Here is a 13,631-nt window from a genome sequence, read left to right on the forward strand (position 1 = left end):
GAGATGGCTCAAAACGGGTCTAACGTAACACGTCGTCAGTTCTTGACGTATACATTGACAGGCGTCGGCGGTTTCATGGCGGCGACGATGGTCATGCCGATGGTCAACTTCGCAGTTGATCCAGTCCTGAAGAAATCAGGAGCAGGCGATAAAGTAAAAGTAATGAAGTTGTCGGATATCACGACAGAACCAAAACGGGTCGACTTCAAGAAACAAACGCAAGATGCATGGTATGAGTTCGAAGAAACGTTGTCAGCTTGGGTGTTCAAAGATGATAAGGGAGAAATTTTAGCCCTCTCACCAATTTGTAAACACTTAGGTTGCCAAGTCAGCTTCGGTTCAGATCCGACGCACCCGGAGCAATTCTATTGCCCATGTCACTTCGGTCGGTACACGAAAGATGGCGTCAACGTTCCAGGAACGCCTCCGACGAAACCACTCGATGGTTATGAAATGCAGCAGAAAGATGGTTTCCTCTACCTTGGTAAACCAGTCGAAAGAGGTGCGTAAGCGATGATGCAAAAAATCTATGATTGGATTGATGAGCGCGTTGACATTACGCCGCTCTGGCGAGATATCGCCGACCATGAAGTACCGGAGCACGTCAACCCGGCACATAACTTTTCAGCTTTCGTTTATTGTTTTGGCGGATTGACGTTCTTTACGATCGTCATCCAGATTCTTTCGGGGATGTTCTTGACGATGTATTATGTACCGGACATCATCAACGCACACGCGTCCGTCTACTATCTTCAAAATGAAGTCGCACACGGACAAATCGTTCGTGGTATGCACCACTGGGGTGCGTCGGTCGTTATCGTAATGTTGTTCCTACATACATTACGTGTCTTCTTCACTGGTTCATACAAAAAACCACGTGAATTGAACTGGGTCGTCGGAGTTCTCTTGTTCTTCGTCGTCTTAGCTCTCGGTCTGACAGGATACCTATTGCCTTGGGACATGAAAGCATTGTTCGCGACAAAAGTTACGATTCAGATTGCTGAAAGTATTCCGGTCATCGGTGGTATCGCGAAGACCCTCCTTGCGGGTGGAGAAATCGTCGGCGCAAGTACAATCGCTCGATTCTTTGCGATTCACGTCTTCTTCCTTCCTGCAGCATTGTTCGTCTTGCTCGGGGCCCACTTCATGATGATCCGTAAACAAGGGATCTCTGGACCACTTTAAACCGACTATCATCTAGACAACAAAAAAGGGGGAGAACACGATGCATCGTGGTAAAGGAATGAAATTCGTCACCGATTCACGGGTGTCGATCAACAACCGGATGCCGAACAAGTCGAAAGATTATTCGGAATATCCAGGTCGAACGGAAGCGTTCTGGCCAAACTTCTTACTTCGCGAATGGATGGTTGGAGCGGTCTTCTTGATCGGCTTCATGACATTGACAATCGTAGAAGCAGCACCACTTCAAAACATTGCCGATCCGACGAATACGTCGTACATTCCGCTTCCGGACTGGTACTTCCTATTCCTCTATCAGCTCTTGAAATACCAATTCGCTGCAGGTCCGTACATCTTGATGGGAACGGTCATCCTCCCAGGTCTTGCGTTCACAGCACTTCTCGTCGCGCCATGGCTCGACCAAGGTCTTGAACGTCGTCCTGCGAAACGTCCGATCGCAGTCAGCATGATGCTTCTCGCAGTCGTCTCAATCGTCTTCTTGACATGGGAATCTGTTCAAACGACTCACTGGGATACAATCCATAAACAAGGTGAGTTGACGATGAACGAAGGACCAAAAATTGATACATCGGCAAAAGGATACGAAATTTATTCGAACCAGTCATGTGTCAACTGTCATGGTAAGAACCTCGAGGGTGGAGCAGCAGCTCCGGCACTCGTTGGTACGAAGAAGACAGAAGAAGAGATTTATGAAATCGCAGATAAAGGTGTCGGTTCGATGCCTGCTGGTCAGTACAAAGGATCAGACGCGGATCGTAAAGAACTCGCGAAATTCATCGCTTCATACGGTGAAGGCGGCGAAAACAATAAATAAGCCAAAAGCCGGGGGAGCAATCCTCCGGCTTTTGTCGATGATGAGGTGAAACGATTGCAAGGTATTTTGACATTACTCCGACATAAAGCCGTACTCTGGATTGTCGGATTGATCAACTTAGCAGGTACTTTATACGGTTACTACTGGTATGAACCACAACTTGCGACATCGAAGTGGTATTACTATCCGTTCATTCCAGATAGCCCGACAGCATCCCTCTTCTTTACGATTATCGTCTTTCTTTGGATTTTCGGACGACGTTCCCGACTGTTTGAAGCGCTCGCGTTCGTGACATTGATCAAATATGGGGTCTGGGCAGTCGTCATGAACGCCTTGATGTTAAATCAACTTGGAACGGGGGATTCGTTCTTAACAGCAATGGCACTGATGTTGATGGTATCGCACGGAGCGATGGCGTTCCAGGCGTTGTTATACAGTCCGCTGATGACGTTTCGCGTCAAGGAACTCGTCCTCGTCGCCATCTGGGTCATTCATAACGATGTCGTGGATTACGTCCTCGGTCAGTGGCCGCGTTACCCAGCGCTTGCGGAGCATATCCAGTGGATCGGCTATGGCTCCTTCTGGTTGACCGGATTATGTCTTTTGATGGGATATCTGCTTGTTGCGCGCGATTCAATTGACAATAAGATCACTTGAACATAAAATAGACCTATAATCAAAAAAAGAAAGGAACGATGTCTCGTGGCAAACTATTTGATCTATCTCGCGATCATCATCATCGTCCCGATCTGGGCTCAGATGCGGGTGCGGAGCACCTATAAAAAATATCAAGATGTTCCGATTCAGAGTGGGGTGACGGGAGCGCAGGTCGCAGACTTCATCATGAAGCAGAACGGGATCACGAACGTCCGTCTCGAGCCAATCGGTGGAACGATGTCCGACCATTATGACCCAACGAACAAAGTCGTTCGTTTGTCGGAAGACGTCTATTACGGTTCGACGGTCTCAGCCGTTTCGATCGCAGCACACGAAATCGGCCACGTCATTCAAGATGCGACGGATTACAATATGATGCGTGTCCGTCACCGGATCGCACCTGTCGCGTCAATCACATCGAACTTATCGTTCCCACTGTTGTTGATTGGTCTATTTGCCGGTTTCAGTGGTCTTGCGATGCTTGGTGTCGTCTTGATGCTCGGTGCCGTTATCTTCCAACTCGTCACGTTACCGGTCGAGTTTGACGCCTCGAATCGAGCGATGGCGCAGTTGACGGAACACGGAATCATTGATGCCGAAGAAGAACGTGGTTCACGTCGTGTCTTAAACGCAGCGGCTTGGACGTACGTCGCAGCAACACTCGTTGCTGTCGCCGAGTTCCTTCGTCTCGCACTGCTCGTCTTCAACCCGTCAAGTGATGACTAAAACGAAAAACACGGATTGCTCGTTTGAGCGATCCGTGTTTTTTTACGTTTCTTTGATTGGGACTCGATTTTCATCGAACGTGAATCCTTCTCCTGTTACTTCATAGACATCATGCAACGTGATGAAGGCGTGCTGGTCGACACTTTTAACGAGCGTCTTCAAGCGATTGATTTCATTGCGAGCGACGACGACGTACAATACTTCGAGATCCCGTCCGGAGTAACCGCCTTTCGCGATTAGACGGGTCGTGCCACGGTTCATCGTCGCATGAATACCGTCGGCAATTTCTGTCCGGTGATCACTGATGATCATCGCTGCTTTACCGGCATACGTGCCCTCTTGCATCCAATCGATGACGCGGGCACCGACGTAGACGGCAAGTAACGTATACATTGCCTGCTTATAATCGAGATACGTCAAGGATGCGACGATGACGAAGAAATCAAAGACTAAGAACGTTCGACCGATCGACCAACCGAAGTAGCGCTTCGTCAAACGCGCGATGATATCGACGCCACCTGTCGTACCACCGTTGTTGAAGATGATGCCAAGACCAACGCCGATGAAGACACCGGCAAAGAGCGCAGCAAGCACCATATCGTCGCGCAGGTCGATGACGAGTGGTGAATACTTGGCAATCAATCCATACCAGAAGGAAAAACTGAATGTACCGATCAACGTGTAGACGAAGGTCGTCCGACCAAGAATCTTATAACTGACGAAAAAAAGTGGGACATTCAACACTAAGTTCGTGATCGATGGAGACCATCCGAACAGTCCTTTTAAGATCAAGGTAATCCCAGTAAAACCGCCTTCTGCTAACTCATTTTGAACGTTAAAATGATAAATACCAAAAGCAAAGATGAATGATCCGATCAAAATCCAGAAAATGTTCTGGATCCGAATCGGAAATTGGAATGGAGGTGCCATTTCCGTATGCTCCTTTCAAATCAAGACTCTTTCTCTAGGGTAACGGCACGGTCGGAAAAAGACTAGCTTTTCCTGTAAAAATCAGTCGAAAAGTGATCAGTATGGTCATTCCGATTGATATTGCTTAGAATAGAGACGAATAGAAGTCATAAAGAGAGTGTGGTTTTATCATGAAAAAAGCAATTGGGATTCTTTGTTATCCATCCGTCGGCGGGAGTGGGGTCGTCGCGACGGAGCTTGGTATGAAATTAGCGGATCGTGGACATGATGTCCACTTCATTACATCGAGCATGCCGTTTCGCCTGACGGAATATCGGCCAAACATCACGGTCCACTTGGTTGAAGTCAATCAGTATTCCGTTTTTAAATATCCACCATACGACATTACGTTAGCGTCAAAAGTCGCAGAAATCATTGATTTATTCGATCTCGATGTCATCCATGCCCATTACGCTGTTCCGCACGCGGTCTGTGCAGATCTCGGACGAAACATGGCAAAGAAAAAAGGTGTCGCCGTCGTGACGACGTTACACGGAACGGACATCACCGTCATCGGGCAAGATTTAGAGATGCAACCGGCAATCCGGTACGGCATCGAACGATCAGACGCGGTCACGGCCGTCTCCGAGAGTCTAGCGATTGAGACGAATGCGACGCTCAACGCACACTACGACATCGATGTCATTGCGAACTCGATTGATGAGAGTGTCTATTATCCGATGCGGGATGAACGCTTGAAGCGGCATTACGGCATCGAAGCGGACGAAGTCGTCGTCATTCACATCTCGAACTTCCGACCGGTCAAACGAATCGATGATACGCTTGCGGCGTTCGCCATTGCAGCGAAAGACCGGAAGATGCGTCTGTTGCTCGTCGGGGATGGTCCAGAGATGGGACAAACGAGACGTCGCGCAAAGGAACTCGGCATTTATGACAAAGTGATCTTTGCCGGTAAACAGGAACACGTCGCGCAATTGCTCGCCATTAGTGATATTCATGTCCTGTTGTCTGAAAAAGAAGCGTTCGGGCTCGTCGTTCTTGAGGCGATGGCAATTGGTGTCCCGAGTGTCGTCTCGACAGCAGGTGGCTTACCGGAAGTCATACAAGACGGCGTAACCGGATATATCGTTCCGACCTACGATGTCAAAATGGCTGCGGCACGAATCGGTGAACTCGCGGATGATCCGATGTTACGGGAACGGATGGCAGAAGAGGGCATTCGCGATACGCGTCGTCGTTTTGATTCGAATGAGATTGTTCGTCGTTATGAACAAGTCTATGAACGGGTGTGTGCGCGTCATGAACTTGCTTGAAGGCGCACATCATATCATTCAGACGATCGAGGAGGCCGGTGGTGAAGCGTATATCGTCGGTGGTGCCGTTCGTGATATGTTGCTCGACCGGACACCAGGAGACTATGATTTAGCGAGCTCGATGTTACCGGAACAGATCATCGATTTATTCCCTGTTGTCATTCCGACAGGACTCGAGCATGGAACCGTGACGGTCGTTCTCAACCACGTGCCGTACGAGATCACGACGTTTCGCTCAGAAGCAACGTACAGCGATCGCCGGCGACCGGACGAGGTGACGCTTGGCGTTAGTTTGGAAGAGGATTTGACCCGGCGTGACTTTACGATCAACGCGATGGCACTCAGACCATCAGGTCGTGTCGATCTGTTTGGAGGAGCGCGTGACATCGAAGAGCGGATCATCCGGACGGTCGGCGAACCAGCCGAACGTTTTAATGAAGATGCACTTCGAATGATGCGGGCGTTCCGCTTCATGAGCCAACTGGATTTCTCGCTTGACGAAGCAACTGAACAAGCAATCGTTAAACTCGCTCCGCATCTAGCGGCCGTTGCGATTGAGCGGATCGCGATCGAGTTCGAGAAGCTCTTACTTGGTCCTGGAAAACAGCGGGCGTTACAGGCGATGCTCCGGACAGGAATCGAACGCTACCTTCCCGGCATGACTTCAGAAATCGTCAAAGGACTCGCGCAGCAGTCGTTTCAGGGTGTTTCAAAGGATGCCGTCTGGACACTCGTACTCGATGCCGGTCTCGCGAAAGATCAATTGACGCGCTGGAAACGATCGAAACATCAAGTGCAGCTCGCAACGCGTTTAATACCTCTGTTACACCGACCGTTACAAGACTGGGATCGTTATCGATTGTCGGACGAGGAACTGATGATCCTTCGGGAAATGACCGGAACGGATTATCCAGAGCGATCAGACTTACCGATTCGCAGTCGTAAAGAGCTCGCTGTCGACGGAAAAGACATGATCCGCCTCGGTCTTCAAAAACAACAGATCAAAGAAGCACTTTTGCATTTGGAATACAGTGTCGTCACGCGCGCTTGCCTAAACGACCGCGTGACATTATTGAAGGAGGTAGAGCGATGGCGCACTCAGTCCGAGAACAAATCTTGATCGCACTTCGTCAGCGAACGTGGTACTCCGGACAGGAATTAGCAGAGACACTAAATATTTCACGTACCGCTATTTGGAAACATATGCAAACCTTGAAGGAAGAAGGATACCAGATCATCTCGAATAAAAAACAAGGCTATCAATTAGTCGATGAAGGCGATTTGCTGACACCGATTGCGATTGAACAATGGTTAACGACAGCGCGCCTTGGTCGCCACATCCTTCATTTCGAAGAACTGGACACGACGCAGCGGATTGCACATGAGCAAGCGCAACAGCAAGCGCAGGAAGGAACACTCGTCGTATGCGATCACCAGACGAATGGACGCGGACAGCTAGGGAGAACGTGGCATGAGGCGAAAAATGAGGGCATCGCGATTAGTCTACTCGTCCGACCAGATGTACCGATGCACCAAGCAGGTCAATTAACGCTCGTAGCAGGTATTGCACTTGCACAGTCTCTCCGGACATTCGATGTTCCAGTTACGATTAAATGGCCGAACGACATCTTGATCAACGGTCGTAAGGTGGCAGGCATCTTGACGGAAATGCAGACCGAGGCGGATCGGATCAGTTCAGTCATCATTGGCATCGGCATCAATGTGCATCACGAGCAATTTCCGGAAGGGATCAAAGACCGTGCTACCTCGCTCGTCCGAGAATCAGGAAGAACTTTCCGACGTGCGGAGGTCGTCGCGACGTTTTTGAATCGATTTGAACAACTATACACGCAGTGGCTCGAGCTAGGATTCGGATCTTTCGTCTCCGAGTGGGAAACACTCGCAGATCGCTTACATGAACGAGTGACGCTACGGACACGTCAGATGACCGCTTCCGGAACATTGCTCGGTATTGACGAGACGGGCACGATTCGGATTGAGACGGAAACGGGGGAAACCCGTTTTCATTCGGCAGAGCTGATTTACTGGGAAAAAGAATAAAGGTTTGAATCAGACGGTTTGCAGAGAGCTTTTCCCGTCATGTATAATAAAGCCACGGATGGTATCCGCTTGCCGGAACCATACCGAATTGACAGGTGCCAGTTTTAGCTGTTTCAACTGCCTTGATCTTAACGGACAGGGACAGAAGGACGATATTCAATTATTCCGCCTTCTTTTCCGCATGCATTTATTTTGGAGAAGAAGGCGTTTTCCTTTTGTCCTCCCTACACACGTAAGGAGAGAACACGATGCACACAATGGGTCCAATACTCAAAAAACAACAAGCTGGAGAGAAGCTCGTCATGTTGACGGCGTATGATTATCCTTCAGCAAAACTATCGGAGGCAGCAGGAGTTGATATGTTGCTCGTTGGCGATTCCCTCGGAAACGTCATCCTCGGCTATGACTCAACGATTGCCGTCACGGTCGACGACATGGTTCATCATGCGCGTGCGGTACGCCGCGGCGCACCACAGACGTTCATGATCGTCGATATGCCGTTCGCAAGTTATCATGGTTCATTTGATCGCACGCTTGAATCAGCGGCGCGTATCTTTCAAGAGTCGCAGGCAGATGCCTTGAAGCTGGAAGGGGCAGGGGAGATCTTAAAGACGATTCGTCGTTTGACGGACGCTGGGATGCCTTGCGTCGCGCATCTCGGATTAACACCACAATCCGTTGGTGTCCTTGAAGGATTCAAAGTCCAAGGGAAATCATTAGAAGCAGCCGAACAACTGATTGCAGACAGTTTGGAAGCAGAGCGTGCCGGAGCGAAGATGCTCGTCCTCGAATGTGTGCCGCATCCGCTCGCGAAACGCATTCAAGAGCTCCTCTCGATTCCGGTCATCGGCATCGGTGCCGGTGTAGACGTCGCCGGTCAAGTACTTGTCTATCATGACATCTTGACGTATGGTGTCGGTCGTTTACCGAAGTTCGTCAAAGCGTACACGGACTGGAATACTTCAGGAACGGAAGCAATCGCTGCTTACGTCAAAGACGTCAAAGCCGGTGCCTTCCCTGAACTAGCACACTCGTTCCAGATGGACGAAGAACTGATTGGTGCGCTTTATGGAGGGACTAAGGAATGAAGATCATTCAGGACGTCCAGACGTTACGCGAATGTTTAGCGGGAGCCGGTTCAATCGGTTTTGTACCGACGATGGGATTCTTGCATGAAGGGCATGCCTCCTTGCTCAAACAAGCACGACAAGAGAATGATGTCGTCGTCTTGAGTATTTTCGTCAACCCGACACAATTCGGACCAAACGAAGATTTGGATCGTTATCCACGAGACGCGGAACGCGATCAGAAAATCGCGGAGGCAGAAGGGGTCGATTATCTGTTCTATCCGACGAACGAGACGATGTATCCGCTGGATATGGCCCGTGTTACGGTCCGCTCCGGTGATGATGTCTTATGCGGCGCATCACGACCAGGACATTTTGATGGTGTGTTGACGGTCGTCAGCAAACTATTGAACGTCGTCCGTCCAACCCGTGCTTATTTCGGCTTAAAGGACGCACAACAGCTCGCATTGATTGAAGCGTATGTCGCTGATTACTTCGTTCCGGTTGAGATCGTCCGTTGCCCGATCATTCGCGAAGCGGATGGTCTAGCAAAATCGTCACGCAATGTCTATCTTTCGGAAACGGAGCGGGCGCAAGCACCAGGAATTCAGCAGGCGTTGCAACAAGCGAAACAAGCACTCGATCAAGGGGTGCCTGTTGAAACGGTTCTCGAGCGGACGCGCGAAGCACTTCGATTCGAAGGGACGACAATCGATTACGTCGAAGCCGTCGACTACCCGTCACTAAGACCCGTCACTGAACAAACGACTACGATTCTCTTAGCAGTCGCCGTGCAGTTTGCATCGGCACGCTTGATCGATAATTTACTATATACGAGAGGAGCATGACGATGTTACGCACATTCATGCACGCTAAACTACACAAGGCCCGGGTCACCGAGGCGAACTTACACTATGTTGGTTCGATTACGATCGATGAGGATTTACTCGATGCTGTCGGGATTCTTGAAAATGAAAAAGTCCAAGTGACGAACAATCAGAACGGTGCACGGATTGAAACGTATGCGATTAAAGGTGCTCGTGGTTCAGGTGTCATCTGTTTGAACGGTGCGGCAGCACGCCATTTCCAAGTCGGGGATGAGGTCATCATCATGGCGTACGCGCAACTATCGACGGAAGAAATCGCGACACATGTTCCAAAAGTGGCTGTTCTAAATGAACAGAACGACATCAAACAAATGTTGTCTCAAGAAATCGCCCACACGATCTTATGAAATTTTAGAGACCCGATCATGTCAGCGGGTCTCTTTTTTTGTTAAGATGAAGAATGAAATGCCATCCGGTCATGGAGAGGATGGATAAAAGGTGGAGGATCAGTGTTGAAGAAAAAGTACGTCGTAGTCGACCTGGAAACGACAGGTCATTCCATAAAGGCTGGCGATGAGATGATTGAGATCGGCATGGCGGTCATTGAAGATGGACAGTTGACAGAACAATTGTCTGCCTTCGTGCGTCCGACCCAACCGATTCCTCCATTCATTTCCCAGTTGACGGGCATCACGGATGAGGATGTCAAAGAGGCCGAGACATTCGATGTCATCGCACCGCGTGTCTTATCATTGCTCGACGGTGGTGTCTTCGTCGCACATAATGTGCAGTTCGATTTAAACTTCTTAAATGATGCGTTAGAAGAGGAAGGATACTTGCCGTACACAGGTCCTGTCATCGATACGGTCGAACTCGCACGAATCTTACTTCCGACAGCAGAAAGCCACGCGCTGTCGCATCTGTCAGAGTCATTACAACTTGCCCATCAAGAGGCGCACCGGGCAGGGAGTGACGCTTCGGCGACGGCTGAATTGTTGCTTGAACTACTCAAACGACTACATACGTTGCCGCTTGAGACATTGAAGCACTTAAGACGTTTATCACCACGCCTGTTCAGTGCCATCGAAGAGGAAATCGACCATGCGATTCGTTTAGTCGGCATCGAGGAGGATTCACAGTTTGATCGTTTCCGTAAAATCGCTTTGAAAAAGCGCCAGACGATAGAGAGGTTGGCACATCCGCCCGTTCTTGAACCGTTCGGACCATTCGTTGATGAATTGAACTCCGTTACGTTCCCTCGTCTATTCGAAGGATATGAAGAGCGACGTGGGCAGCTCGAGATGATGCGTCATGTCTATCAATCGCTCGATCAAGAAACACCGTTACTCGTCGAAGCGGGAACAGGAACAGGAAAATCGCTCGGTTATCTTGTTCCGGCAGCGCATTACGCACTTGAACATGAAGTCCCGATTGTCGTCAGTACGCACACGATTCAATTGCAGGAGCAACTATTCGCGCGTGATTTACCGCTCTTGCGTCAACTGTTCGATGCGCCGGTCCAGATTGCATTGCTTAAGGGACGGAGTAACTATATTGATTTACGGAAATTCGAATTTTTCTTGAATGATCAAGAGGATGCTTATAACTTCACGCTCGCAAAAGCAATTCTACTCGTCTGGTTGACGGAGACGGAAACGGGAGATTTAGAAGAAGTCAGCTTACCAGGCGGTGCAGCGCAAGGCAATATCGGGATCAAACAGTTGATCCAGTCTGATAGCCAATCGCAACTCGGGCGGTTTGACCCGTGGTACAGCCGGGACTTCTTCCAACATGCGATTCGCCAAGCAAAGGATGCAACGATCATCGTCACGAACCATGCCTTGTTGTTTAGTGATCTGCAGTTCGAAGCAGGGGTCTTACCGAAAGGAAGTCCGTTGATTCTTGACGAGGCACATCAAATCGAAGAGGTCGCGAGCCATCATTTTGGTCTCGTCTTTGATGGACATACGTTTGATCGTCTGTTCCGACAACTCGGGTATTCGTCCGATAAAAAATTATTACACCGCTTGCTCGATCTGTCGGAAGAATGGGACATCGCCGAGATGGTCGAAGCCCATAGTGAGACGGTCGATGAGGCACTGACGACGTTGCTCGAAGAAGCAGACGGTCTATTGATGATTATTCAAGCATACGGGCTCGAACTGGCTTCCCGCAAAGCACGACGGGAAGGAATGGTCAGCATTCGCTTCAAGCGACTCGACCGTTCGATGCGTGCCGTCCAGGAAAGTGCCAAGCGGGTTGAATTGGTGTTGCGGCGTTTGCGTCAAGCAATCCGGGCGATTCATAAACTGTTCCATGAACACCGGGAGCAGATGAGTTATCGCGAACGTTCACTCGTCGCAGATTTAAAAGCGATCACGTCACAAATCGAAGAAGCGGAGCTCGCCATCTTCGAGACGATGCTTGCCCCGCACGATGAGACGGTATCTTGGATCGAGACGTCTGTTAAGAACCGGAAACTAACACGGGTCTACACACAACCAATCGACATTTCAGAGCGACTGCGACGCGATGTCTTTTCGAAACGGACGTGTATCCTGACGTCTGCGACGCTGACTGTCTCGAACAAGTTCCAGTTCATTGAGAACCGTTTAGGGCTCGATGCGTTCGAGACACGTCGTTTCGTCGTTCCGTCGCCGTTCGGATATGCCGATAACGTGCGATTGATGATTCCGACGGATCTCCCGCTCCTACAGGATGTACCATTGCCGGAATTCGCAGAGACGATTGCGGAAGCCATCTTACAAATCGCAGAGGTGACGGAAGGACGGATGCTCGTCTTGTTTACCTCAAATGACTTGCTAAGACTGACGCATGAAGCGACGAAACCGCTGTTACCGGACCGGTTTACGTTACTCTCGCAAGGGGTCACGCAAGGTTCACGGCAACGACTGATGAAACAGTTCAAGCAACTCGACGCCTGTATCTTGTTCGGGACGGCTAGCTTTTGGGAAGGGGTCGATATCCCAGGAGATGATCTCAGTTGTCTCGTCATCGTCCGACTACCGTTCGCGCCACCGGATCAACCGATCGTCCAGGCACGCTCGGAACGGATCGAAAAACTCGGGAAATCATCATTTTTCGAATACAGCTTACCGCAAGCGATCATTCGCTTTAAGCAAGGCTTTGGTCGCTTGATCCGGACGACGAACGACCGAGGTGTCGTCTTCGTACTTGATCGCCGGATTGAGACGACGCGTTATGGAAAACGGTTCGTCACGAGTCTGCCGAAAGTGCCTGTTTTATCAAAACCGCTTGATGAACTGACGGCAGAACTAGAATTGTTCTTGAATGATGGCGATTAAGTCTATTCAGATAAACCCTATCGCATTATAATAGATAGAGAAAAATGAGGGAGGACATACAGATGGATTCAAAAATTGAAACACTTGCGACCGTCAAAGTGAACCGCCATGACGATACGTATAAAATCGTCGACTTGTTGAATCGGACACTGAAAACGGAAGATTTAATGTTCGGTCTTGCTCTCGATGAAAAAGACAAGGAGCAGATGGTCTTTACCATCTACCGCACATGAAGTGGAAAATCACGCTTGGTCTGCTAAGTGCACTCATCCTTTTGACTGTACTTGGCACCGCCGTTTATCAGGTGACGATCGCTGAGGCAAAAGACCGGGAACAGAGCGTCGCCGAACAAGCAGAGGCGCGTCTGAAAAAAGAACTCAAACCAACGGACGTCCGGTTCGAATCAGTCTTTAACGGGAAACGTCAATATGTCGTTTTTACGATGAAGCAGAATGGACAGGCGGTACGGGCGTTCGTTCCGAAAAAAGGAACGATTGAGACACGACCAGTTGCTGATGGTATTGCCATCAAAACGGTCATCGCGGATCATCCGGAACTAGGAGACATCGTGTCTGCTAAGTACGGCTTTGAGGATCGTGCCGTCATCGAGATCGTTTCAAAGACAACGACAGGCTATGATTATTCGTATTACACGTATCAAGAAGGTTCTTTCATCAAGCGATTACGAATCAAGTAAAGGGAGTGGG

Annotated in this window: 15 protein-coding genes; 14 read left to right on the plus strand and 1 reads right to left on the minus strand. The window is 49.6% G+C overall.

Going from position 1 to position 13,631, the window contains the following annotated elements:
• Positions 1 to 3: 3 nt before the first annotated feature.
• The 5 genes from NOM72_RS05015 to NOM72_RS05035 are packed head-to-tail and all read left to right on the plus strand — an operon-like array spanning position 4 to position 3,400.
• Positions 4 to 510, plus strand: coding sequence for a ubiquinol-cytochrome c reductase iron-sulfur subunit (locus NOM72_RS05015; RefSeq protein ID WP_023468631.1), 507 nt, complete (start codon positions 4 to 6; stop codon positions 508 to 510).
• Positions 511 to 513: 3 nt separating this feature from the next.
• Positions 514 to 1,185, plus strand: coding sequence for a menaquinol-cytochrome c reductase cytochrome b subunit (gene qcrB, locus NOM72_RS05020; protein WP_012370658.1), 672 nt, complete (start codon positions 514 to 516; stop codon positions 1,183 to 1,185).
• Positions 1,186 to 1,225: 40 nt separating this feature from the next.
• Positions 1,226 to 2,017 (plus strand): menaquinol-cytochrome c reductase cytochrome b/c subunit, encoded by a 792-nt coding sequence (locus tag NOM72_RS05025; RefSeq protein ID WP_023468630.1) that lies wholly within the window; start codon positions 1,226 to 1,228, stop codon positions 2,015 to 2,017.
• A gap of 54 nt (positions 2,018 to 2,071) precedes the next feature.
• Positions 2,072 to 2,674 (plus strand): DUF1405 domain-containing protein, encoded by a 603-nt coding sequence (locus NOM72_RS05030; protein ID WP_023468629.1) that lies wholly within the window; start codon positions 2,072 to 2,074, stop codon positions 2,672 to 2,674.
• 45 nt (positions 2,675 to 2,719) lie between these two features.
• Positions 2,720 to 3,400, plus strand: coding sequence for a zinc metallopeptidase (locus tag NOM72_RS05035; RefSeq protein ID WP_023468628.1), 681 nt, complete (start codon positions 2,720 to 2,722; stop codon positions 3,398 to 3,400).
• A 42-nt stretch (positions 3,401 to 3,442) separates the two neighbouring features.
• On the opposite strand, the gene NOM72_RS05040 is transcribed toward NOM72_RS05035, so the two are convergent.
• Positions 3,443 to 4,330: a YitT family protein gene (locus NOM72_RS05040; protein WP_023468627.1), complete on the minus strand. Its 888-nt coding sequence runs from the start codon at positions 4,328 to 4,330 to the stop codon at positions 3,443 to 3,445.
• A 170-nt stretch (positions 4,331 to 4,500) separates the two neighbouring features.
• Between NOM72_RS05040 and bshA the strand changes: the two genes are divergently transcribed.
• The 9 genes from bshA to NOM72_RS05085 all read left to right on the plus strand — a co-directional run bounded on the left by bshA (position 4,501) and on the right by NOM72_RS05085 (position 13,621).
• Complete coding sequence (bshA, locus tag NOM72_RS05045) at positions 4,501 to 5,643, plus strand: N-acetyl-alpha-D-glucosaminyl L-malate synthase BshA (protein ID WP_023468626.1); 1,143 nt, start codon at positions 4,501 to 4,503, stop codon at positions 5,641 to 5,643.
• Complete coding sequence (locus NOM72_RS05050) at positions 5,630 to 6,763, plus strand: CCA tRNA nucleotidyltransferase (RefSeq protein ID WP_235515908.1); 1,134 nt, start codon at positions 5,630 to 5,632, stop codon at positions 6,761 to 6,763. The genes bshA and NOM72_RS05050 overlap by 14 nt, the downstream gene beginning before the upstream one ends.
• The gene (locus tag NOM72_RS05055) at positions 6,733 to 7,704 is read left to right on the plus strand and encodes a biotin--[acetyl-CoA-carboxylase] ligase (protein WP_255997983.1); all 972 of its coding nucleotides are present in this window, start codon (positions 6,733 to 6,735) and stop codon (positions 7,702 to 7,704) included. Before NOM72_RS05050 ends, NOM72_RS05055 begins: the two co-directional genes overlap by 31 nt.
• Positions 7,705 to 7,952: 248 nt before the next feature.
• Positions 7,953 to 8,792 (plus strand): 3-methyl-2-oxobutanoate hydroxymethyltransferase, encoded by an 840-nt coding sequence (gene panB, locus NOM72_RS05060; protein WP_255997986.1) that lies wholly within the window; start codon positions 7,953 to 7,955, stop codon positions 8,790 to 8,792.
• On the plus strand, positions 8,789 to 9,619 hold the full coding sequence (gene panC / locus NOM72_RS05065) for a pantoate--beta-alanine ligase (protein ID WP_023468622.1): 831 nt from the start codon (positions 8,789 to 8,791) through the stop codon (positions 9,617 to 9,619). Before panB ends, panC begins: the two co-directional genes overlap by 4 nt.
• 2 nt (positions 9,620 to 9,621) lie before the next feature.
• Positions 9,622 to 10,005 (plus strand): aspartate 1-decarboxylase, encoded by a 384-nt coding sequence (gene panD / locus NOM72_RS05070; protein ID WP_029341994.1) that lies wholly within the window; start codon positions 9,622 to 9,624, stop codon positions 10,003 to 10,005.
• 102 nt (positions 10,006 to 10,107) lie between these two features.
• Positions 10,108 to 12,924, plus strand: coding sequence for an ATP-dependent DNA helicase DinG (gene dinG, locus NOM72_RS05075; RefSeq protein ID WP_255997988.1), 2,817 nt, complete (start codon positions 10,108 to 10,110; stop codon positions 12,922 to 12,924).
• Positions 12,925 to 12,986: 62 nt separating this feature from the next.
• Positions 12,987 to 13,157, plus strand: a complete 171-nt coding sequence (locus NOM72_RS05080) for a YpmA family protein (protein WP_012370646.1) — start codon at positions 12,987 to 12,989, stop codon at positions 13,155 to 13,157.
• Positions 13,154 to 13,621 (plus strand): hypothetical protein, encoded by a 468-nt coding sequence (locus tag NOM72_RS05085; RefSeq protein ID WP_023468619.1) that lies wholly within the window; start codon positions 13,154 to 13,156, stop codon positions 13,619 to 13,621. Before NOM72_RS05080 ends, NOM72_RS05085 begins: the two co-directional genes overlap by 4 nt.
• Positions 13,622 to 13,631: the final 10 nt, after the last annotated feature.

Origin of the sequence: Exiguobacterium sp. LL15 (assembly GCF_024436095.1) — a bacterium.
Classification (GTDB): Bacteria; Bacillota; Bacilli; order Exiguobacteriales; family Exiguobacteriaceae; genus Exiguobacterium_A; species Exiguobacterium_A indicum.